Here is a 20,398-nt window from a genome sequence, read left to right on the forward strand (position 1 = left end):
CGCCAGGCACTATAAGGAATCGATGGCAACCAGCGGAGCTTCGCCTGGGCGCGGCTTCACAATGGTCGAGCTGATCATTGTGCTGGTTGTTGTCGGCATTCTGTCGGCAGTCGTGTTCGGCCGCTTTTTCGTGCGCGGTGACTACGACGCGGCGGGATTTGCAGCGCAAATGAGGGCGACGCTGCGCTACGGCCAGCAGCTGGCCATTGCGCAGAACCGGCCGATTTATGTGTATCTCGACAGCACGAGCGTGGCGCTTTGCTTCGCCGCCACCTGCAGCGCCGCCAATCACGTGCGCGATCCAGGCGGCGGCAACAGCTTCAGCGGTGGACAGTGCGGCACCGACCGCTCGTGGGCCTGCGTGGCCCCGCCGGCCAATGTGGTCCTGGGACTGTCGCCGGCGGGCGCAGCAAACAACCATTTCTTTTTTGACGCTTCCGGCAAGCCGCAGTTGTCTTCCGGCGCGGAGTTCAGCTCCCTCAACCTTCAGGTGAGTGCCGGCAACACACAGCAGGCCGTCCGGGTGCAATGGGAAACCGGCTATGTCTATTAGACACGATCGCCAGTCGGGCCTGACTTTCATCGAACTGATCCTGTTCATCATCATTGTCGGCATTGCGGCTGCAGCCATCCTGCGCACGCTGGCCAATACCAGCAATGCCAGCGCGGACCCGCTGCGCCGCAAGCAGGCCTTGCTGATTGCCGAAGGCTTGCTGGAGGAAGTCCAGCTTGCCGCGTTCACGTTCTGCGATCCGCTCGATACCACGGAAAACCCGACAGCGCCGGCCGACTGTGCGATGCCGGAAGCGGTCGGCAACGAGGGTGGCACACGGCCGTACAACAACATCAATGACTATGTGCCGAGCCTTGGGATGCCATACGCCGCCTTCAATAACGGGGCCGGAAAGCTGGTCGATGCCGCCGGCAACGAGCTGGGCGTGAGCGGCTACGCAGCGACGCTGACCTTGCGCGCCGAGCCGCTGAACGGCATCCCGTCGACCGCCGCCGTGGCGACGCAGGAAGTGCTGCGCCTGACGGTGCGCGTGACGCACGGCCCGCTGGCAAGCGACTTCGTGGAGCTTGACACCTATCGCACACGCCATTCGCCGCAGGTGGCGCAATGAAGCGGGCAGCGGGCTTTACGCTGATCGAGATGATCGTTGTGATCGTCTTGACCGGCATCGTGGCCGGCATGGTTGCCGTATTCCTGCGCGCGCCGGTGCAAGCCTATGTCGACAGCGCCGCGCGCGCCGAGTTGAGCGACGCCGCCGATATCGCGGTGCGGCGCATTGCGCGCGAGGTGCGCAGGGCGCTGCCCAATAGCCTGCGGGTCAGCGGCGGCGGGGCCACCGTGGAGTTCTTTCCGACCAAATCCGGCGGACGCTATCTTGCCGAAGAAGACGACGAAGGCGCCGGCTACCTGGACTTCACCGATAGCACCAAGCGCAGTTTTACCGTAGTGGGCCAGATGCCTTCGCCTGCGATCGTGCCGGGAACCGATTCCATCGTGGTGTACAACCTGGGACCCGGCATCGACCGCGCAGATGCTTATGCTGGCGACAATATCGCCCTGGTCAGTTCCGTGGCGGGCAATGTCGTGACCCTGGCCAGCAATCCTTTCGCCAGCGCGGGCGCCACTGCTCCCATCCTGAGTTCGCCGGCGCGCCGCTTCCAGGTGGTGACCGGCCCGGTCAAGTTCGTGTGCGACCTGGCGAACCGCCAACTGGTCCGGCAATGGAACTACACGCCGCCGGCGACAGCCGATACTGCGATCCTGGCGACCAATGTCACGGCTTGCCGCTTCACCTACGAGGCGAATATCGCCAATACCCGCTCCGGATTGCTGGGCATTAGCTTGACGCTGGCGCGGCCGGACATGCCGGCGGAATCGGTGCAGCTATTCCACCAGATCCACGTGGACAACCCGATATGACAAGCATGCGCCAATATTCGCGGCAGCGCGGCGTGAGCCTGGTAGCGGCCATTTTCCTGGTCGTCGTGCTGGCATTCCTGGCGGTGGCGATCGTCAGCGTCACCTCCACGCAGCAGGCGGCCTTCGGGCTGGACGTGCAGGGCACGCGCGCTTACCAGGCCGCGCGCTCGGGCGTGGAATGGGGGCTGCACCGCCAGTTGCGCAGCAATGCCTTGTGTCCGGCAGCGAGCGGCGCCTCGTCCACGTCGAGCTTTGCCATGCCCGCCAACACTACCCTCAGCCCCTATACTGTCACGGTGACCTGCACCACGACCGTGCTGGGAGCGATCAAGCGCTATCGGATGCGATCGGTCGCCTGCAACCAGCCTGCGGCGGGCGCTTGCCCGAATGCGAACAATAGTTCCGACTACGTGCAACGCGTCATCCAGGTCGATTTCGGAGAATGAAGAAGTGAATAGCCTGTTGTGCCTTCGCCGCCTGCTGCACACTGTCGCCATGCTGATGGCGCTGGTGGCGAGCGCGCACGCTGACACCACCATTTCGCTGTTCAAGAGTTTTGCCGGCAACGTCAATTTTGTCGGGGCCGAAAGGACGCTGCGCAAGGCATCCAATACGACCAATCCTTGCACCATCTATGCGGCCAACGAGACCACGGACGTGACCTTGAGCGGGATTCCAACAACCGCCAAGATCCTCAGCGCCCAGCTTTACTGGGCCGCTTCTGGCACCACCACCGACTACGCCGTGGTGTTCGAAGGCAAGGCGATTACCGCGCCTGCCTCGCGCCAGTACAAGAGCGCTACCGTGGGCTACGATTTTTTCAGCGGCGCCTACGATATTACGGCCGAGGTCACAGCCAAGCGCAATGGCAAATATACGTTTTCCGGCCTGACCATCAATAACTCGGCGAAATGGTGCGATGTGCAGGCCGTGGTTGGCGGCTGGTCAATGGTGGTGGTCTACTCGCTGCCAAGTGAAACATTCAGGGTGCTGAACATCTATGAAGGCTTCCAGTACATCCAGTACAGCAGCGTGAGCCTGTCGCTGTCGAATTTCAAGATTCCGCCGCTGACGACCCAGACCGGTCGTGTGGCGCACATCACCTGGGAGGGCGACGCGACGCTGAGCAGTACTTCGAGCGGCGAATTCCTGACTTTCAACGGCTATTCGATGTCGAATAGCGTGAATCCGCCTGGTAACCAGTTCAATTCGGTCAGCACCATTGCCGGCACGGACTCGGTTTCCTATGGTATCGACTATGACTCGTACACGGTCAGCAGCCCGGTGATCCAGTCCGGGCAGACCAGCGCGACCACCGTGTACCGTTCCGACCAGGACTTGGTGCTGCTGAGCGCGGAGATTATCGCGGTACCGAATACGCCGGTGACCGACCTGGGCATTTCGATCTCGCGCGACCAGGCGCCGACGCTTGGCCAGACCATGGTGTACACGGTAGATGTCACCAATTACGGACCCGCGGCCGAGCCCGGAACCGTGCAGGTGGTCGACAACCTTCCTTCGCAAGTCAGCCTGGTGTATGCGGGCGGCGATGGCTGGACCTGCGCCCAGGCTGGCCAGAAAATTACCTGCAACTACAACACGCCGCTGGATGTGGGCGCCAGTGCGCCGCCGCTGCAACTGACCGTGATGGTCAACGCCGTGACCAATTCGCTCAGCAACACCGTCACCGTCAGCGGAAGCGAGTTCGACAACCAGATGTCGAACAACAGCGACACCGATACCGCTTCGGTCGCCGTCGCGCCTTATGTCTTTACGCAATCGAAGTGCACCAAGGGCGTGGCCTTCGGCAGCACCGGGCAATGCCTGTTCATCGACTGGAAGAGCGTAATCGCCGGCGACGATATTCCGGTCTATATCACGCTGGTCAATTCTTCCGGCGTCCCGACCGCGCCAAGTACGACCTTGCCGACGGTGGTGTCGATGCGCTTTGGCATGTCCTGCCAGGACCCGGTCAAGGGATCGTCGGAGTTCGCATCCTTCCCCGACCGCGCCTCGCTGCTGCCGAAATGCGCCGAGAGCAGCGCCACGCCAAGCGGTGCGCAATGGTCGCTGTACCGTGCCCTAGTGGTCGATGCCAATCAGGCCAGCATCAGCAGCCCGCTGACGTTCAATTATTTCGATGTCGGCCGCATCAAGCTGTTCATGCAGGATTCGACAGGCAAGACCGGGGCCAGCGGGCCGGTGGTCATGCGTCCGTACATGCTGGAGATGGAGGTCTTCAAGACTGCCGCCAATGGCGCCCGCACCGACAATCCGGGCGCCAGCACCGCCAGCGGCGGCAAGTTCGCTGCCGCCGGCGAGCCGTTCACGATCCGCGTCGGCGTGCGCACCCGGGACAAGACCAGCGGCACCAAGTATTTTGCACAGAACTTCGGCAACGAGATTTCACCGCGCAGCGTGAACTTCGATCCGAATCCCAGCGATGGGCTGAGCTTCACCGACATGGTGACGCAGCCAGAGCTGCAAGGCAGCCTCGATCCGTTTTCGCTGGGCCGCTCAAGCGGCACGTTCAAATATCCGGAGGTCGGCATCATTACCGTGAAGGCGACCCTGGCCGGCAACGACTACCTTGGCAGCGGCGGCATCAGCCCGGCCACCACCAATATCGGCCGCTTCGTGCCCGATCATTTCAATACCGCGGTGGAAGCCCCGGATTCGCTGGGCCCAATACTGCCGTGCCCGGCCGACGTTCCTTGCTCCGCCACCAGCGGCATGGTGTATTCGGGGTTGCCGTTTGCCGCCACGGTGACGGCGCATGACGTGGACGGCAACCTGCTGAAGAACTACCGCGGTGCATTTTCCAAAGCCCTTTACATGTGCGGCGCGGGCAACCAGACCCTTGCTCCGCCCAGCGGCGGTGTGTGCCCCGTACTGGTCTTCGGCGCCAGCGCGCCCGACAACGCGCTGCGGCGCGACAAGAAAGCGGCAATGGTGAAAGACAGCGGCGACATCGATTTCGATAACGACGACGGGACCCTGTCGCTATCGGTCGACTACAAGCTGGCGAACCCGTATTCGATTGCCGGCGCCGCAAACACCGGCCGCCAGGCGCCGGTGCTGGTGTACGTACGCGCGACCGATGCCGACGGTGTCAGCTCGCTGTATGGCTACGACGCCGCGCGCGACCTGGTCGAAGGCCAGGTGGTGCTGGTCAACGCGCGCCTGCAGCTGCCGAATCTTTTCGGCTCGGAGCTGCAGTACCAGCCGGTCAACGCGACCGTGCAATATTGGAACGGTACGCGCTGGGCCACCAGCGCCGGGAATTCCATGGCGGACGTGGTCAATCCGGCCTTGTTGCGCTTTACGAACTGCAAGAAAAACCTGCTGTCCGGGACTGCATGCAAGACCGTCCTCGGCGCGACCTCGACCGCGCTGCGGTCCATCAGCAATGGCCAGACGCGCTTCCTGATGAGCGCGCCGGGGGCGGGCAATAGCGGCACGGCGGATTACTACTTCGACCCTCTGCTGGCGCCGGAATGGCTGCCCAGTACCGTGGGCAGGGCAACTTTTGGCATTTATCGCAACACACCTGTCACCTATATAAGAGAACTGTACTGACACCGGGGCTGAACGATGGCAAAATATGGCATATTAATCAAACAATTACGGTTGTTTCTTCATCTAAAAGTTTGAAGACAGGGCGCAATGCGATTCTTTTCGAAAGCTAAAAAGGAAAAAGACGCCTGGCTGGTCTTTGCGCCTTTGCCGCAGGGTATGGCCCTGGCGACGATGCGCCGCCAGGGCGCCAGCACGCCAGTGCTGCTTGGCTGTGTGGAGGCGGGGCTGGAAGGCCAAGGGGCGGAAGAAGCCCTGGCGCGTGCGGCGCGGTCGCGCAACGCCGCGCGATTCCGCTGCAGCACGCTGCTCGCCCCCAGCGATTACCAGCTGTTGACGTTGGAGGCGCCCAATGTGCCGCAAGACGAACTGAAAACCGCGGTGCGCTGGCGCATGAAAGACATGCTGGATTTCCACGTCGATGACGCGACCTTCGACGTAATGGCCATTCCGGTGGAACGCGCCAGCGGCCGCACGCCGAGCATGTTTGTGGTGGCGGCACGCAACAGCGTGATCCGCCAGCGCCAGGAACTGTTCTTCGGCGCCGGGATCGACCTGGAAGTGATCGACATCCCCGAGACTGCCCAGCGCAATGTATCGGCCCTGCTGGAACAGGATGGGCGCGGCCTGGCCCTGCTGTCGCTTGGCCCGCAGGGCGGCCTGTTGACCGTTACCTACCTGGGCGAGCTGTACCTGGCGCGCAGGATCGATGTCACGCCGGCGCTGCTGGAAGAAGGCGATGCCGATCGCCGCCATGCCGCGCTGGATCGGCTGATGCTGGAGGTGCAGCGTTCGCTCGACCACTTCGAGCGCCAGTTCGGCTTTGTTTCAATCTCCAGGATGGTTCTGGCCCCTGGTTGCGGCGAATCGCTGCTGAATTACCTGTCGTCGAATATGTACATGCCCGTGGTCCAATGCAAGCTGGAGGAAGTGATCGACTTGTCCGGGGTGCCTGAATTGCTGGACAGCGCGCAGCAGGCGCATTACTTCTTTGCCCTCGGTGCGGCATTGCGCCAGGAAGTGATCGTGCCATGAGCCAGCAGATCAACCTGTTCAACCCGATCTTCATGCGCCAGCGCCACAGCCTCAGTGCGCGCGGCATGGCGTTGGCCCTGTTGGCCTTGATCGCCGGCACCATTGCGATCGTTCTGTTCGCGGGCCGGCAATTGCAGCCTTTGCGCGAGCAGGCGTCGCAGCAAGAGAGCCGATTGAAGGAGCGGCAGGCCCGCATGCAAGCGGTGGCTGTGGAGTTCGCGCCGCGCGCCAGCGACCCGCTGCTGAAGACGGAGCTCGAGACCAAGGAAGCGCGCCTGAAATCCTTGCGGCAGGCGATGCAGATGCTGCACCAGGCTGAAGGCGAAGGCGGACAAGGCTTTGCGGAATATTTTCGCGCCCTGGCGCGCCAGAGCGTCAACGGCTTGTGGCTCACGGAAGTGGCGGTGCAGGGCGAGCGGCGCGAGGTGAGCATGCAGGGCCGTGTGCTGCAAGCGGCCCTGGTGCCTGCCTACCTGTCGCGCCTCGGTGGCGAACCCGTATTGCGCGGCAAATCCTTCCGGACCCTGGAATTGGGTCCTGCGCCAGCGCAGGCGCCGGCTGTCGATGCAGCGGGACGCGTGCCGCTTGGCACGCTGCCTCCGGTAGCAGGCAGCACCGCAGCCAGCGCATTGGCCGCTGCCGCCCCTGCACCGGTCGAAGCGCCACCGGCACGTTTCCTTGAATTCCGGCTGCGCAGCACGGCTGCCGCGCCTGGCGGGGGGAATCCATGAAGGCCGCGCTGCTGAAACTGGAACAACGCATCGATGCGATGCCGCTGCCGCGGCGCGTGGCCCTGTTCGCTGCGGGGATCCTGCTGGTTGCAGGTATCGCATGGTTCGGAAAATTCGGACCCATGCTGGCGGAGCGCCAGTCCCTGCAGGCCTCGATCCAGCAAGGACAGGCCCAAGTCGACGCGATTGACAAGCAGATTGCCGCTGCGCTGAAGGCTTATGAATCGGACCCGAACGCCACCATGCGGCGCCGTCTGGCCGCAGTGCAGGAAGAAGCCCGCGCCACCAGCGAGGATTTACTGAACCGCAAGCAGGGCATGGTGCAGCCGCAGCGCATTGTCCCGCTGCTGCAACAGATGCTGGCCGGGCATCCCGGGCTGAAAGTGGTTGGGATGAAGACTTTGCCGGTCAGCGGCTTGCGGGACGGACAGTTCGACCAGGCCGGCACAGCTGCGCCGGGCACGGGGCCGCAGCCGGCCAGCCAGGCCCCGGCGATCCTGTATCGCCACGGTGTCGAGGTGGTGGTGGAGGGCAGCTATGCCGACCTGCTGGGCTATATGGCAACGCTGGAAAAAGTGACGCCGCGCCTGATATGGGGCAGCGCGCGCCTGAACGTGATCAAGCACCCCGAAACCAGCCTGACATTGACGGTGTACACATTGAGTCTCGACGAAACCTGGGTGCAGTTATGAGAAAGATCCTGGCCGCCCTGGCGGTCCTCGCCGCCATCCCGGCGCTGGCGCAAACGGCGTTGCCCGACCCGACCAGGCCGCCGCCGGAAGTGCTGGCGCCGCAAGCGGAGCGCAGCGGCCCGGCCGCGGCAGTGCCTGCCGCCGGACCGCAACTGCAGTCGGTGCTGCTGGCACGCCGCCCGGGCGGACGCAAGCTGGCGGTAATCGACGGCGCCATTGTCCCGCTGGGCGGGAAGGTAGGCGGCGCCGTGCTGGTCGAAGTGCGCGAGGGTGCCGTCGTCCTGCAACGCGGGAAGCAAAAACAAGTATTGAAATTGGTATCATCGGGACAGGATAAGGCGCGACAGCCATGACAGAGAAAACGAGCATCTCGAAAGCTTCACAATTTTGCCGGCTGGCGATGGGCAGCGGCGCATTCGCGATGCTGGCAGCATGTACCCAGACGCCGATGCGCGACACTTACAGTTCCATCAGCAAGGAGGTGAAATCCGCCGCGCAGTCGGCTGCGGCCGCGCCCGTCCCGCAGCAGGTTTCGGACGCCTTGCTGCCGTCGGCCGAACAGCTGGCAGGACAGTTGCCCAAGGCACGGCCGGTGCTGGAGGAACGCTTCAATGTGGCGTTCAACGACGTGCCGGCAAACCAGTTCTTCAATTCACTGGTGGCGGGCACCCGTTACAACATGCTGGTGCATCCTGAAGTCAGCGGCAATATCACGGCCAACCTGAAGGACGTCACGATTGCCGAGGCGCTGGAAGCCGTGCGCGAAATGTATGGCTACGATTACCGGATCGAGGGCACGCGCATCACGATCAAGCCGCTGACCATGCAAAGCCGGATGTTCCAGGTGAATTACCTGACCGCATCGCGCCGCGGTTCGTCGAACCTGCGCGTGACGTCGACCTCGGTGCAAAATGCCGGCAACAACGGCAATAACAACAATAACAACGGCGACCAGAACAATAACAACCGCCAGAACCGCAACAACAATAACGGCGATCCGAATTCACCCAATGCCAACGTGCTGGATGAAGCGGCCAATGTCACCACGCGATCGGAGTCCGATTTCTGGGCCGAGCTGAAACTGTCGCTGGAAGCGATCGTCGGCGCCGGCAAGGATGGGCGCGCCGTCGTCATCAGCCCGCAATCGGGCCTGGTGGTGATCCGCGGCATGCCGGAGGACTTGCGCAATGTCGACCGCTACCTGAAAGCGACGCAGCTGGCGGTGGCGCGCCAGGTCATCCTCGAGGCAAAGATCCTGGAGGTGGAGCTGAGCGAAAAGGCGCAGTCCGGCATCAACTGGGCGGCTTTCGGCTCGCGCATTTCGGCCGGCATGGTCGGTCCCGGCACGACGCTGGCGCCGCGCATCAATGGCGTCAATTCCCTGCTGAGCCAGCCGAACGGCATGTCCGGTACGCCCGGCACGACCCTGGCGACGGCCACCAGCGCGGCTGGGTCGCTGTTTGGCCTGGCATTCCAGAATTCCAATTTTGCCGCGCTGATTTCCTTCCTGGAGTCGCAGGGCACGGTGCATGTGCTGTCCAGCCCGCGCATCGCCACGCTGAACAACCAGAAGGCGGTGCTGAAGATCGGCACCGACGAGTTCTTCGTTACCGGGGTGAGCACCACCACCAATACCAATGCGACCGGCAATGGCACGGTGTCGCCGAACGTGACGCTGCAGCCTTTCTTCTCCGGCGTGGTGCTGGACGTGACGCCGCAGATCGATGACAAGGGCAACATCATCCTGCACGTGCATCCATCGGTAAGCCAGGTGTCGACAGTGAACAAGAATATCAACCTCGGAAATGCCGGCAGCCTGAACCTGCCGCTGGCGGCGTCGGCCACTTCTGAAATGGATAGCATGGTGCGCGGCGAGAACGGCAGCGTGGTGGCGATCGGCGGCCTGATGCGCCAGTCGACCAGTGCCGACCGCTCGCAGATTCCGGTTGCCGGCCGCATTCCCGTGATCGGCAGCCTGTTCCGCAGCACTGCGGACAGCATCCAGAAGCGCGAGCTGGTGGTCCTGATCAAGCCAACGATTGTCGATACGGCCAGCGACTGGAGCCAGGACCTGATGGAGAGCAGCCGCCGCATCGAGCTCCTCGATCCGAAGCAGACCACGGGGCGCCGCTGATATGTACGAGAGCCACTTCGGCTTGCGCGAGGCGCCATTCGGCATTACGCCGGATACCAGCTTTTTCTTCAAGAGCCCGCACTCGCAGGAAGCGCTGAACACCTTGCTGGTGGCTGCGCGCAGCGGCGAGGGCTTCATCAAGATCACGGGCGAAGTCGGCACGGGAAAGACCCTGCTGTGCCGCACGTTCATGAAAACGCTGGGCGAGGATTTCGTCACCGCCTATTTGCCCAATCCGCTGCTTGAGCCGCGCACCCTGATGCTGGCCCTGGCCGACGAACTGGAATTGCCGCTGGCGAGCGATGTCGACCAGCACCAGCTCCTGAAGTCGCTGACCGCACGCTTGCTGGAGCTGGCAGGGCAAGGCAAGCGCGTGGTGCTGTGCATCGACGAGGCGCAGACGATTCCGCGCGAGAGCCTGGAGGCGCTGCGCCTGCTGACCAACCTGGAAACCGAGAAGCGCAAGCTGCTGCAGATCGTGTTGTTCGGACAGCCCGAACTCAATGAACACCTGCAGGCGCAGTCGATCCGCCAGCTGGCGCAGCGCATCACATTCCAGCACGACCTCGGCGGGTTGACGCGCGACGACATGGAATACTACCTGGCGCACCGGCTGCGCGTGGCGGGGTTTACGGGCGCGCGCCTGTTCAGCAAAGGCGCGGTGAGCAAGCTGTTTGCCGCCAGCCGTGGCATACCGCGGCTGGTCAACATCATCGCGCACAAGGCCATGCTGGCCGCCTACGGCGAAGGGCGCCAGCGCATTGATGCGCACCACGTCAAGCTGGCCGCCAGGGATACCGCCGTGGCGCGCCAGCGCGGCTGGCCGTGGCTGGCCACGGGTCTTGCCCTGGCCGCACTGGCTGCTGCGGGCGCATTGCTGTCTTACCGGTTGACTTTATGAGCCTGATTAACAAAATGCTGCAAGACCTGGATGCCAGGGGTGGCGCGCCAAAAGGGGCCGGCCTGTCGGATTCCGTGCAGGCAGTCCAGCAACGGTCTTCCCGAAATCATGTGGTCTTGATTGCTGCTGCGGCAGCGATTGTCGTCGTATCGGTGGCCGGTTTTGCCGGCTGGCGCTATCTGCGCAATGCGCCGGCGGATGCGGTACCTGCGCCTGCCACAGGAGTGATCCGGCAGGCGACAGTCGCGGAAAAGCCGCAAGCGACGCCACCTGAACAAATGGTCGATGGCTTGCAACTGCCCGCCGCAAACGAGACCGCGGCCCCTGCGCCGCCAGCGGCTGGCGCCAGGGAAGGAGCGGAAGCAGGGGCTCCGGCACTGGCCAAACCGCCTGGCGCCAGCCTGGTCAAGCGCGATGACAGCGGCGCGGCAAGCAAGGCTCCGGTGCGCCGTCGCGAAGGCGCCGGACCGGCGGCCGTGCCGTCGCCATTGCGCGCCGCGGCCAATGCCGGTGGTGCGGTGTCGCCTGCATCGCGAGAGGCCGGTTCACAGGCATCAGCGACGGCACTTTTCCAGCGTGCACAGGGCAAGCTCGCGTCCGGGCGCGTAGCGGAAGCCATTGTGGACCTCGAAGCTGCGCTCGACATCGACCAGCGCTACCTGGCGGCACGCGAGACTCTGGTTGGCGTACTGGTGGAGTCCGGCCAGCAGGCCGATGCGATGCGCCATTTGAGGCGCGCACTGGCGCTGAATCCGGAGCAGTCGGGCATGGCCATGCTGCTGGCGCGCCTGCAACTCGAGCACGGCAGCGGCGCCCTCGATACACTGGAACAAAGCCTGCCTTACGCGCAATCGAATCCCGACTACCGCGCGATGATGGCCGGAGTGCTGGAGCGGGCTGGCCGTCATCGCGAGGCCGCCCTGCATTATCAGGCGGCCGTGCAGCTGCAGCCGGCCAATGGCGTCTGGTGGATGGGGCTTGGGATTGCGCTGCAGGGCGACAAGCGTAACGCGGAAGCAAAGCCGGCCTTCCAGCGTGCGCTGGATTCAGGGCGCCTGTCGCCGGAACTGCAAGCCTTCGTCGAACGGCGCCTCCAGCAGCTCAATTAAAGCGCGGCCTGAGCGCCCCAGATCTGCTTCATGCTGAAGCGCAGTTCCGCCTGGTCCTCGGTGAGGGCCTCGAGGATTGCGCATTGCGGCTGGTCGGTGCGGCGTTGCACCGACGCTGGCAGGGCCTTGCCGGCCGCATCGCGCATGCAGTGCACCTCCAGCGCGCCGTCGCCGCTGTCGCGCCCCGTCACCACGCCCAGTTCTCCGTTCGCCAGGCGCACCAGCACGCCGGGCGGGTATTTGCCGAGCTGGCGGTGGAATTGCTCCTGCAAGACCGGATCGGCTGGATGCAGAGGGTCGTGCAGGAGCTTTTCGAGCGCCTCGTCCGGCAGCATGGAGCAGCGGTAATTGCGCGCCGAAACACGTGCGCAATAGCGATCGGCCAGGCTAAGCAGGCGGGCGTTGTGAGTGATCTGCTCGCGAGTCATGCCGGCCGGGTAGCCGCTGCCGTCGTCGTTCTCGTGGTGCATCAGGACGCAGGAAATCCACTCGTCATCCTCAACGCCTGCATACTTCAGCATTTCCGCGCTGTCTTCCGGGTGCCGGCGCACGATCGCCATTTCTTCGCTATTCAGCGTGCCGGGCTTGCACTGGAAGTTGTCGTGGTGCCGCAGCATGCCGACGTTCATGGTGAGCGCGGCAGCAGTCAAGGAAATCACTTCATCGGATGCCTTGTCCAGGCCGCGCGCGATCAGGATCACCACGATGGCGGTTTCAATGCAATGGCGTACCGCATACGTGCCGGCGATCTGGTTCAGGAACAGGCAGGCCAGTGCGATGTCGGGGTTCATTTCGACCGCGCGCACCACTTCGCGCGCGATGTTGCGCAAATCGGCATCGGCATTGCGCTCGTTGCGCAAATCCCCCAGCAGCTTTTCCAGGCGCTTGTTGGCGAGGTTGAGTTCATGCAGCACGGACGGAGGCGGCTCCAGCCGCGATCCGCCTTCCATGCCGAGGTCCTGCAAGCTGTTGAGGTACTGGTTCATGGTTTTTCCCCTCGTGTTACACGCGCGCCAGTCGCTTCAATGCAAGCGCCAGCGTCTCGTCCTTCTTGGCAAAGCAGAAGCGCACAATGCCCGAATCCTTGCCGTTGCGGTAGAACGCCGAAACCGGAATGGCGGCGACCTTGATTTCGCTGGTCAGCCATTCCGCGAAGTCCGCTTCCGATTGCGCGGAAATGCGGTCGTAGCGCACGCACTGGAAGTAGGTGCCATCTGCAGGCAGCAACTCGAAGCGGCTGCCTTCCAGGCCTTTGCGAAACAGGTCGCGCTTGTGCTGGTAGAAGGCGGGCAGTCCCACATATGGCGCGGGATCGGCCATGTAGCTGGCAATGCCGTGCTGCATGGGAGTGTTCACCGAGAACACGTTGTACTGGTGGACCTTGCGGAATTCGAGCGACATCATGGCAGGCGCGGCGACATAGCCAACCTTCCAGCCCGTGACGTGATAGGTCTTGCCGAAGCTGGAGACCACGAACGAGCGCTCGGCCAGGTCCGGGTAGCGGCACATGGACTCGTGGCGCTGGCCGTCATAGACCATGTGCTCATACACTTCATCGGACAGGATCAGGATCCCGGTGTCGCGCACGATTGCGCGCAGCGCCTCCATGTCGGCCGCGCGCAGCACGCTTCCGGTTGGATTGTGCGGCGTGTTGATGATGATCATGCGGGTGCGCTCCGTCACGGCTGCATCCACTCGCGGCCAGGGCACGCTGAAGCCGCCGTGCGGCGAAAGGTCCATCTGCACCAGCACCGGCACGCCGCCGGCCAGTTCGATGGCGGGCAGGTAGCTGTCGTAGGCTGGCTCGATCACGATCACTTCGTCGCCGGGGTGCACGCTGCACAGGATGGCCGTGGTCAGCGCTTCCGTCGCACCCGGCGTGACGGTGATCTCGGTGTTGACGTCGTAATGGTGGCCGTAGACGCGGCTGATTTTCTCGGCGATGGCCTGGCGCAGTTCGAGCGCGCCGATGCCGGGCGGGTACTGGTTAAAGCCTTCGCGCATGGCGACGGTGACCATGTCGACCAGCTTGGGGTCGCAGGCGAAATCAGGAAAGCCCTGGCCCAGGTTGACCGCACCGTGTTGTCCTGCCAGGGCCGACATGCGCGAAAAAATAGTGGTACCAATGTGCGGCAGCCGGGAAGTCAGTTGTTTCATCGTGCTTAGGAAAAGGACATTTTTTCCATTCTAGCGCAGCGGAATAAAACAAGTGTTGCCCCGAGGGTAAAACTGGAATGTCAAGCCTCCAGGCTCCATTTTTCCGGCTGCATGACCTTGAACATGCCGGCTTTCGCGAGTCGCTTGGCAAGTTTGAGCAGGGCCTTGTCCTTGGTGATCAGGATGTCGGCCTGGGCGTCGCGCGCCAGCTCCAGGAACTTCTGGTCGTCGCGGTCGGTGCAAACCGGCAGCCGCGCGCCCGATTCCGGTGGCTGCACTACCTTGATGTACTGGTCGAAACGGGCCGCGCTGGCAGGGCGCGTGCTTTCATCGAGCGGCAGGTGAGGGTAGTTCAGGACGAACAGGTATTCGGCGCGGCAATCGGCGCGGGTGATCGCTTCGACCGCGCCGCTTTCGATTGCCGCCAGCAGCGATGCCCAGCGCGGATCCTGGAAAACGAACAGGTCGAGGCAGACATTGGTGTCGATGACGATGCGCTTCGGAGCATTTTGCAGTGGAACAGGTATCATGTCGGGGTTTTTCGTTTTGAATATTGAATCTTATGCTGATTGTGCTGTCGCCTGCCAAAAGTCTTGACCTGGAAACTCCGCCAACCACCAAACTCGCAACGCAGCCTGCGTTCCTTGATCATTCGGAGCAGTTGATCGAGCGCCTGCGTGGCTTTTCGCCAAATGAACTGGGCGAGCTGATGGACCTGTCCGATGCCTTGTCGACGCTGAACGTGGCCCGCTATGCTTCATGGACCAAAGATACCAGCGAGGCGCGCCAGGCAGTCATGACCTTCAACGGCGACGTCTATGACGGTCTTGATGCGCGCAGCATGTCGGCGAAACAGCTCGATTACACCCAGTCGCGCATCCGCATCCTGTCCGGCCTGTACGGCATGCTGAAGCCTTTGGACCTGATTCACCCGCACCGCCTGGAAATGGGCACCCGCCTGCAAAACCCGCGCGGCAAGAATCTCTACGAATTCTGGGGCGACATGATCACCGAGGCGCTGAACAAGGAAGGCTCGCCGGTGCTGGTCAACCTGGCTTCGGACGAGTATTTCAAGTCGGTCAAGCCGAAGAAGCTGGATATGCCGGTCATTACGCCAGTCTTCGAAGACTGGAAGGGCGGCAAATACAAGATCATCTCGTTCTTCGCCAAGCGCGCACGCGGCATGCTGGCGCGCTATGCGGCGGTGAACAACATCACCGATCCGGTCAAGCTGAAGAAATTCGATGTGGATGGCTACAAATTCGAAGCTGACGCCTCGAACGATACTACCTGGGTATTCCGCCGCAAGATCGCAGCCTGACAAGGGCTTGGGGTCTGACCCTATGGGTCCGACCCCGGTTTGCCGGTTTTACCAAATGTTATACCAGGCCTTCTTCTTGAGCCCGTCATCTGCCAGCATCTTGCTTTCAGGGAAGTTCTTGTCGAAGACGCGCTTGGTGTCATCGCGCAGGGTCGTGTTGCCCATCTTATCGTAGCCGCGGTACATGATGGCCAGCGCTTCTTCGATCGAAGGCGAGTCCGCGTAATCGGTCAGCACGCCCTGTGCGCGGTTGATCGCTGCCAGGTAGGCGCCGCGGCGGTAGTAATAACGCGCCACATAGACTTCATACTTGGCCATCGCGTTGATCAGGTACTTCATGCGATCGATGGCGTCCGGCGTGTATTTGCTTTCGGGAAACTTTTCAACCAGTGCCTTGAAGGCGGCGAACGCTTCGCGCGTTGCTTTCGGGTCGCGTTCCGCCGGGTCCTGCTCATACAGGAAGTTCAGCAAGCCGATCGAATCGTTGAAATTCACCAGGCCGCGCAGGTAGTACATGTAGTCAACGTTCGGATGGTTCGGGTGCAGCTTGATGAAGCGCTCCACGGCTGCCAGCGCCTGGGCCTGGTCTTGCGCCTTGTAGTGGGAATAAGCGATTTCCATTTGCGCCTGCTGCGCATACGTGCCGAACGGGTAGCTGGATTCAAGGCGTTCGAAGAGCTGGACGGCACGTTCATAGTTGCCGCTAGCCTGTTCATCCTTGGCCTCCGAGTATAATTTCGTTGCGGACCAGCCTCGAGTCTCGTCTGCACGTTCTGGTAACAGGCCACAAGCTGACAAACTAAACAGTACGACTGTTGCTGCAACTACTGATAATTTTTTTTGCATGTTGATGTGCAAGGAATCGTTAACCAAAATACTAAACTTGGCTGATTATAGCCGATGGGAATGCTGTGATATTGAAACCTGAGATGAATTCGGCAGAACAAGTGCCTGATAACGATTTTGACGCCGATTTTGAAGGTGATTTAACGGCCGATCCCCTCGCGCCGATCGAACTCGAACTGAGTAAATCCGATTGCGGCGAGCGCCTGGACAAGGTGGTGGCGCGCATGGTGCCCCAGTTTTCGCGCGGCCGCCTGCAATCCTGGATTGAAGAGGGCCATATTACCGTCGACGGCAAGCCGGCCAAAGTGCGCGCCACCGTGTATGGCGATGAAAAGATCCTGGTCATCCCCCAGCCGGCGCCGGAAGACGTGGCATTTACGCCGGAAGACGTGCCGCTGGATATCGTTTTCGAAGACGATAACCTGCTGGTGATCAATAAACCGGCAGGCCTGGTGGTCCATCCGGGCGCCGGCAACTGGTCCGGCACCATGCTGAACGGCTTGCTGCACCGTTGGCCGCAACTGGGCGGGGTGCCGCGCGCCGGCATTGTGCACCGCCTCGACAAGGATACCAGCGGCCTGATGGTAGTCGGCAAGGACTTGCCGACCCAGACCGACCTGGTGCGCCAACTGCAAGCGCGTACCGTGAAGCGCGTGTACTGGTGCATCGTTTGGGGGACTCCGCGCATGAGCGGCACCATCGATGCGTCCATGGGCCGCGACCAGAAGGATCGCGTGAAAATGGCGGTGTCGACCAGCATGGGCTCGAAACCGGCCATTACCCATTACCAGCGCCTGGCCGAAGGCGTGCTGGACGGCCGTCCTGTATCGCTGGTGCAGTGCCGCCTGGAGACGGGCCGCACCCACCAGATCCGCGTGCACATGGCGCATTTGGGCTTCTCGCTGATCGGCGACCAGGTCTACGGCAAGCAGCATATGGCCAGCGTGTTCCCTCGCCAGGCGCTGCAGGCGCGCCGCCTCGGCTTGGTGCACCCTGCGACCGGCGAACAGATGGAATGGGTGGTGCCGCTGGCGGATGACTTCAAGGAGCTGATGGACCGGGCCGGCATCGAGGAGCCGGACGAGTCGGTACTGTCGGCCGCCGCGGCGACGCACGGGGAGTTTGAAGACTACGATATCTACGACGACGAATTCGACGACGAATAATGCAGCAATCTTTCCAGGGAGCGCAATGGCTGGTGCCTGACTGGCCCGGTGCTCCGGCCAATATCGGTTTTGTCTGTACCACGCGGCGCGGCGGCGTGAGCCCCGATCCTTATGGGCCGGGCCCGCAGGCCATCGCTACCAGTGGCGGCGGCCTGAACCTGGGTGTTCATGTCGGCGACGATCCATCGAATGTCGCGTTCAACCGGGCAATCCTGCGCGGGCGCTTGCCGACGGAGCCGGCGTGGCTGTCGCAGGTGCATGGTGCGGCGGTCGTGCGTGCGGATCGCCTGGGGCGCGGCAGCACCCCGGAGGCCGATGCCAGTATCGCGGCCATGCCGGGCGCAGTGTGCGCCATCCAGACGGCGGACTGCCTGCCGGTGCTGTTCACCGACCGGGCCGGCACGGTCGTGGGCGCAGCCCATGCGGGCTGGCGCGGCCTGGCGGGCGGCGTGCTCGAGGCGACGGTCGACGCCATGCGCGCCGAGGCCGGCGAAGGCGAGATCATCGCCTGGCTTGGCCCGGCAATCGGTCCGCAAGAATTCGAGGTCGGCGAGGAGGTGTTGGCAACCTTCCTGGCCGGTGCTGCTTCGGCGGGCGAACGGGCGGCGGGCGAGGCTGCCGTGCGTGCCGCCTTCGTGGCGCGGCCGGAACAGCCTGGCAAATACCTGGCGGATATTTACGCACTGGCCCGGCTTGCGCTGCGCCGGGTCGGCGTAACAGATGTCAGCGGCGGCGATTTATGTACAGTCACCGACGCCAGCCGCTTCTATTCCTACCGCAGGGACAAGGTCACTGGAAGGCAGGCGAGTTTGATCTGGATCAAGGAGTAGGTGGTTCATTGCGACGGGCGGCTTCGGCTGCCCGTTTGCGTTTGCGGCGTTTGCCGCCTGTTAGATAAAATAGTATTCCTAATGGCAACAGGCCATACAGCAGGAAGGTCATGATGCCCGCGACCACGGTTGGTTCCGTGAAAGCCATCAGGATTGTGACGTAGAGCCAGGCAACAGCAACAATCAACATTTTTTTCCAAAATTGTATTTTTAACGGACTCAAAAAATGAACATGCCCGACCCGCAAGCCTTCGCAAACGCATGGATGACGCAAATCAGCGATCCTCAGCAATGGCAATCCTGGTTCAAGATGATGCCGGAGATGGATGCTGTCCCAGGCGCCGCCCTGCTGCGCGATGCAGGTGCAACCGTCCGCCCGGAGGCGATGGAGCAGCTGCGCAACGAGTATATGGGCGAGTTCGGCGCGCTGTGGCAGGAATTCCTGGCCGGTAAGGCGCCGTCCCTGAAGGACCGCCGCTTTTCGTCCGAAGCCTGGCAGGGCAATCCGGTGTCCGCGTTCAATGCGGCATCATACCTGCTAAACAGCAAATTCCTCATGCAAATGGCGGAAGCCGTTGACGCGAGCCCTCACCAGAAACAGAAAATCCGCTTCGCCGTCCAGCAGGTGGTCGATGCCATGTCGCCGGCCAACTTCCTGGCTACGAACCCGGAAGCGCACCAGAAGCTGATCGAGACCAAGGGCGAAAGCCTGACCAAGGGCCTGGCCAACCTGCTGGGCGATATCCAGAAGGGCCATATTTCCCTGTCCGACGAGAAAGCGTTCGAAGTGGGCCGCAACCTGGCCACGACCGAAGGCCAGGTAGTGTTCGAAAACGAGCTGTTCCAGTTGATCCAGTACACTCCGCTGACCAAGACCGTGCATGAGCGGCCCTTGCTGATGGTGCCGCCTTGCATCAACAAATACTACATCCTCGACCTGCAACCGGAGAATTCCCTGGTGCGTTATGCGGTGGAGCAGGGCAATACCGTGTTCCTGGTCTCCTGGCGCAATCCCGACCAGTCGCTGGCCGGCACCACCTGGGATGACTATATCGAGAAAGGCGTGATCAACGCGATCAACATCGCCCGCGACATCACGAAGCAGGACAAGCTCAATGTGCTCGGCTTCTGCGTCGGCGGGACCTTGCTGTCGACAGCACTGGCGGTGCTGGCGGCGCGCGGCGAACAGCCGGCGGCCGGCATCACGCTGCTGACCACCTTCCTCGATTTCAGCGACACCGGCGTGCTGAACGTCTTCGTCGACGAACCGCAGGTGCAATTGCGTGAGCAGACCCTGAAGTCGGGCGGCCTGATGCCGGGCCGCGACCTGGCCAGTACCTTCTCCAGCCTGCGCCCGAACGACCTGGTGTGGAATTACGTGCAGTCCAACTACCTGAAGGGCAATGAGCCGCCGCCGTTTGACCTGCTGTACTGGAATTCCGACTCGACCAACCTGCCAGGCCCGATGTTCTGCTGGTACCTGCGCAACACCTACCTGGAAAACAGCCTGAAAGTGCCGGGCAAGCTGACCGTGGCGGGCGAAAAAGTCGACTTGTCGAAAATCCAGGCGCCAGCTTTCATCTACGCTTCGCGCGAAGACCACATCGTGCCATGGAACTCGGCCTACCTGTCGACCAGGATCCTGAACAACAAGAATCCCGAGCTGAACAAGTTCATCTTGGGCGCCTCTGGCCATATCGCCGGCGTAATCAATCCGGCCGCCAAGAAAAAGCGCAGCTACTGGACCAATGACGCCCGCCCGGCCTCGCATGAGGAGTGGTTCAGCGGCGCGGCCGAGCATCCGGGAAGCTGGTGGGGCGAGTGGTCGGAATTCCTGGCGGCGCACGGCGGCAAGGGCGTCAAGGCGCGCACCAAGCTGGGTAATACCAGATACGAACCAATTGAGGCGGCACCTGGGCGATATGTAAAAGCTAAGGCTGATTGATTTTTGGTAACGTTAAGTTGCA

The 20,398-nt window shown here is 62.5% G+C and carries 21 protein-coding genes; 16 read left to right on the forward strand and 5 right to left on the reverse strand.

All coding sequences use genetic code 11. The features are described from left to right. Positions 1 to 22 precede the first annotated feature (22 nt). The 12 genes from ACN9MY_RS15675 (at position 23) to ACN9MY_RS15730 (ending at position 12,111) form a co-directional block, all read left to right on the forward strand. Entirely contained in the window at positions 23 to 553 is a 531-nt protein-coding gene (locus ACN9MY_RS15675; protein WP_426335701.1) for a prepilin-type N-terminal cleavage/methylation domain-containing protein, read from the forward strand. Next, complete coding sequence (locus ACN9MY_RS15680; protein ID WP_426335702.1) at positions 543 to 1,124, forward strand: type II secretion system protein; 582 nt, start codon at positions 543 to 545, stop codon at positions 1,122 to 1,124. The genes ACN9MY_RS15675 and ACN9MY_RS15680 overlap by 11 nt, the downstream gene beginning before the upstream one ends. Then, positions 1,121 to 1,933, forward strand: a complete 813-nt coding sequence (locus ACN9MY_RS15685) for a PulJ/GspJ family protein (protein ID WP_426171990.1) — start codon at positions 1,121 to 1,123, stop codon at positions 1,931 to 1,933. Before ACN9MY_RS15680 ends, ACN9MY_RS15685 begins: the two co-directional genes overlap by 4 nt. After that, a complete protein-coding gene (locus ACN9MY_RS15690; RefSeq protein WP_426323595.1) occupies positions 1,930 to 2,379 on the forward strand; it encodes an agglutinin biogenesis protein MshP in 450 nt (149 codons plus the stop codon). The genes ACN9MY_RS15685 and ACN9MY_RS15690 overlap by 4 nt, the downstream gene beginning before the upstream one ends. 4 nt (positions 2,380 to 2,383) lie before the next feature. Then, positions 2,384 to 5,512: a DUF6701 domain-containing protein gene (locus tag ACN9MY_RS15695; protein ID WP_426323597.1), complete on the forward strand. Its 3,129-nt coding sequence runs from the start codon at positions 2,384 to 2,386 to the stop codon at positions 5,510 to 5,512. 87 nt (positions 5,513 to 5,599) lie between these two features. Then, on the forward strand, positions 5,600 to 6,544 hold the full coding sequence (gene pilM, locus ACN9MY_RS15700; protein WP_426323599.1) for a type IV pilus biogenesis protein PilM: 945 nt from the start codon (positions 5,600 to 5,602) through the stop codon (positions 6,542 to 6,544). Then, entirely contained in the window at positions 6,541 to 7,275 is a 735-nt protein-coding gene (locus ACN9MY_RS15705; protein WP_426171998.1) for an MSHA biogenesis protein MshA, read from the forward strand. Before pilM ends, ACN9MY_RS15705 begins: the two co-directional genes overlap by 4 nt. Then, positions 7,272 to 7,967, forward strand: coding sequence for a hypothetical protein (locus tag ACN9MY_RS15710; protein WP_426335703.1), 696 nt, complete (start codon positions 7,272 to 7,274; stop codon positions 7,965 to 7,967). Before ACN9MY_RS15705 ends, ACN9MY_RS15710 begins: the two co-directional genes overlap by 4 nt. Further along, a complete protein-coding gene (locus tag ACN9MY_RS15715) occupies positions 7,964 to 8,320 on the forward strand; it encodes an MSHA biogenesis protein MshK (protein WP_426172001.1) in 357 nt (118 codons plus the stop codon). Before ACN9MY_RS15710 ends, ACN9MY_RS15715 begins: the two co-directional genes overlap by 4 nt. After that, positions 8,317 to 10,101, forward strand: a complete 1,785-nt coding sequence (gene mshL, locus ACN9MY_RS15720; RefSeq protein ID WP_426335704.1) for a pilus (MSHA type) biogenesis protein MshL — start codon at positions 8,317 to 8,319, stop codon at positions 10,099 to 10,101. Before ACN9MY_RS15715 ends, mshL begins: the two co-directional genes overlap by 4 nt. Before the next feature lies 1 nt (position 10,102). Next, positions 10,103 to 11,002: an ExeA family protein gene (locus ACN9MY_RS15725; RefSeq protein ID WP_426323606.1), complete on the forward strand. Its 900-nt coding sequence runs from the start codon at positions 10,103 to 10,105 to the stop codon at positions 11,000 to 11,002. Next, the gene (locus tag ACN9MY_RS15730) at positions 10,999 to 12,111 is read left to right on the forward strand and encodes a tetratricopeptide repeat protein (RefSeq protein WP_426335705.1); all 1,113 of its coding nucleotides are present in this window, start codon (positions 10,999 to 11,001) and stop codon (positions 12,109 to 12,111) included. The genes ACN9MY_RS15725 and ACN9MY_RS15730 overlap by 4 nt, the downstream gene beginning before the upstream one ends. Here the strand turns inward: ACN9MY_RS15730 and ACN9MY_RS15735 are convergent. From ACN9MY_RS15735 to ACN9MY_RS15745, 3 genes are all read right to left on the reverse strand, one after another. Next, complete coding sequence (locus tag ACN9MY_RS15735; protein ID WP_426323610.1) at positions 12,108 to 13,097, reverse strand: HD-GYP domain-containing protein; 990 nt, start codon at positions 13,095 to 13,097, stop codon at positions 12,108 to 12,110. The genes ACN9MY_RS15730 and ACN9MY_RS15735 overlap by 4 nt on opposite strands. Positions 13,098 to 13,113: 16 nt before the next feature. Then, entirely contained in the window at positions 13,114 to 14,268 is a 1,155-nt protein-coding gene (locus ACN9MY_RS15740; protein WP_426323612.1) for a pyridoxal phosphate-dependent aminotransferase, read from the reverse strand. An 80-nt stretch (positions 14,269 to 14,348) separates the two neighbouring features. Then, entirely contained in the window at positions 14,349 to 14,798 is a 450-nt protein-coding gene (locus tag ACN9MY_RS15745; RefSeq protein ID WP_426172011.1) for a putative toxin-antitoxin system toxin component, PIN family, read from the reverse strand. Between the two features lie 32 nt (positions 14,799 to 14,830). Between ACN9MY_RS15745 and yaaA the strand changes: the two genes are divergently transcribed. After that, complete coding sequence (gene yaaA / locus ACN9MY_RS15750; protein WP_426323615.1) at positions 14,831 to 15,589, forward strand: peroxide stress protein YaaA; 759 nt, start codon at positions 14,831 to 14,833, stop codon at positions 15,587 to 15,589. Positions 15,590 to 15,637: 48 nt separating this feature from the next. Here yaaA and ACN9MY_RS15755 read toward each other — a convergent pair whose 3' ends face one another. Further along, positions 15,638 to 16,435, reverse strand: a complete 798-nt coding sequence (locus ACN9MY_RS15755) for an outer membrane protein assembly factor BamD (protein ID WP_426172014.1) — start codon at positions 16,433 to 16,435, stop codon at positions 15,638 to 15,640. Positions 16,436 to 16,518: 83 nt separating this feature from the next. Here ACN9MY_RS15755 and ACN9MY_RS15760 point away from each other — a divergent pair, with 83 nt between their 5' ends. Then, positions 16,519 to 17,601: an RluA family pseudouridine synthase gene (locus ACN9MY_RS15760; protein WP_426172016.1), complete on the forward strand. Its 1,083-nt coding sequence runs from the start codon at positions 16,519 to 16,521 to the stop codon at positions 17,599 to 17,601. After that, positions 17,601 to 18,431 (forward strand): peptidoglycan editing factor PgeF, encoded by an 831-nt coding sequence (gene pgeF, locus ACN9MY_RS15765; protein ID WP_426323617.1) that lies wholly within the window; start codon positions 17,601 to 17,603, stop codon positions 18,429 to 18,431. The genes ACN9MY_RS15760 and pgeF overlap by 1 nt, the downstream gene beginning before the upstream one ends. On the opposite strand, the gene ACN9MY_RS15770 is transcribed toward pgeF, so the two are convergent. Next, the gene (locus ACN9MY_RS15770; protein WP_057265381.1) at positions 18,421 to 18,621 is read right to left on the reverse strand and encodes a hypothetical protein; all 201 of its coding nucleotides are present in this window, start codon (positions 18,619 to 18,621) and stop codon (positions 18,421 to 18,423) included. The two genes, pgeF and ACN9MY_RS15770, sit on opposite strands and share 11 nt — an antisense overlap. Positions 18,622 to 18,657: 36 nt before the next feature. Here ACN9MY_RS15770 and phaC point away from each other — a divergent pair, with 36 nt between their 5' ends. Then, positions 18,658 to 20,376 carry a class I poly(R)-hydroxyalkanoic acid synthase gene (gene phaC / locus ACN9MY_RS15775; RefSeq protein WP_426323619.1) on the forward strand — a complete coding sequence of 573 codons (1,719 nt, stop codon included), beginning with the start codon at positions 18,658 to 18,660 and terminating at the stop codon, positions 20,374 to 20,376. The last annotated feature ends 22 nt before the right edge of the window (positions 20,377 to 20,398 follow it).

Origin of the sequence: Pseudoduganella sp. R-31 (genome assembly GCF_049913235.1) — a bacterium.
GTDB lineage: Bacteria > Pseudomonadota > Gammaproteobacteria > Burkholderiales > Burkholderiaceae_D > Rugamonas.

Coding starts and splice junctions, on each gene's coding strand:
- ACN9MY_RS15725 (WP_426323606.1), top strand. CDS start 10,103: ATGTACGAGAGCCACTTCGGCTTGCGCGAGGCGCCATTCGGCATTACG.
- ACN9MY_RS15745 (WP_426172011.1), bottom strand. CDS start 14,798: ATGATACCTGTTCCACTGCAAAATGCTCCGAAGCGCATCGTCATCGAC.
- ACN9MY_RS15675 (WP_426335701.1), top strand. CDS start 23: ATGGCAACCAGCGGAGCTTCGCCTGGGCGCGGCTTCACAATGGTCGAG.
- ACN9MY_RS15730 (WP_426335705.1), top strand. CDS start 10,999: ATGAGCCTGATTAACAAAATGCTGCAAGACCTGGATGCCAGGGGTGGC.
- pgeF (WP_426323617.1), top strand. CDS start 17,601: ATGCAGCAATCTTTCCAGGGAGCGCAATGGCTGGTGCCTGACTGGCCC.
- ACN9MY_RS15760 (WP_426172016.1), top strand. CDS start 16,519: ATGAATTCGGCAGAACAAGTGCCTGATAACGATTTTGACGCCGATTTT.
- mshL (WP_426335704.1), top strand. CDS start 8,317: ATGACAGAGAAAACGAGCATCTCGAAAGCTTCACAATTTTGCCGGCTG.
- ACN9MY_RS15710 (WP_426335703.1), top strand. CDS start 7,272: ATGAAGGCCGCGCTGCTGAAACTGGAACAACGCATCGATGCGATGCCG.
- yaaA (WP_426323615.1), top strand. CDS start 14,831: ATGCTGATTGTGCTGTCGCCTGCCAAAAGTCTTGACCTGGAAACTCCG.
- ACN9MY_RS15735 (WP_426323610.1), bottom strand. CDS start 13,097: ATGAACCAGTACCTCAACAGCTTGCAGGACCTCGGCATGGAAGGCGGA.
- pilM (WP_426323599.1), top strand. CDS start 5,600: ATGCGATTCTTTTCGAAAGCTAAAAAGGAAAAAGACGCCTGGCTGGTC.
- ACN9MY_RS15715 (WP_426172001.1), top strand. CDS start 7,964: ATGAGAAAGATCCTGGCCGCCCTGGCGGTCCTCGCCGCCATCCCGGCG.
- ACN9MY_RS15740 (WP_426323612.1), bottom strand. CDS start 14,268: ATGAAACAACTGACTTCCCGGCTGCCGCACATTGGTACCACTATTTTT.
- ACN9MY_RS15690 (WP_426323595.1), top strand. CDS start 1,930: ATGACAAGCATGCGCCAATATTCGCGGCAGCGCGGCGTGAGCCTGGTA.
- phaC (WP_426323619.1), top strand. CDS start 18,658: ATGAACATGCCCGACCCGCAAGCCTTCGCAAACGCATGGATGACGCAA.
- ACN9MY_RS15685 (WP_426171990.1), top strand. CDS start 1,121: ATGAAGCGGGCAGCGGGCTTTACGCTGATCGAGATGATCGTTGTGATC.
- ACN9MY_RS15755 (WP_426172014.1), bottom strand. CDS start 16,435: ATGCAAAAAAAATTATCAGTAGTTGCAGCAACAGTCGTACTGTTTAGT.
- ACN9MY_RS15705 (WP_426171998.1), top strand. CDS start 6,541: ATGAGCCAGCAGATCAACCTGTTCAACCCGATCTTCATGCGCCAGCGC.
- ACN9MY_RS15770 (WP_057265381.1), bottom strand. CDS start 18,621: ATGTTGATTGTTGCTGTTGCCTGGCTCTACGTCACAATCCTGATGGCT.
- ACN9MY_RS15680 (WP_426335702.1), top strand. CDS start 543: ATGTCTATTAGACACGATCGCCAGTCGGGCCTGACTTTCATCGAACTG.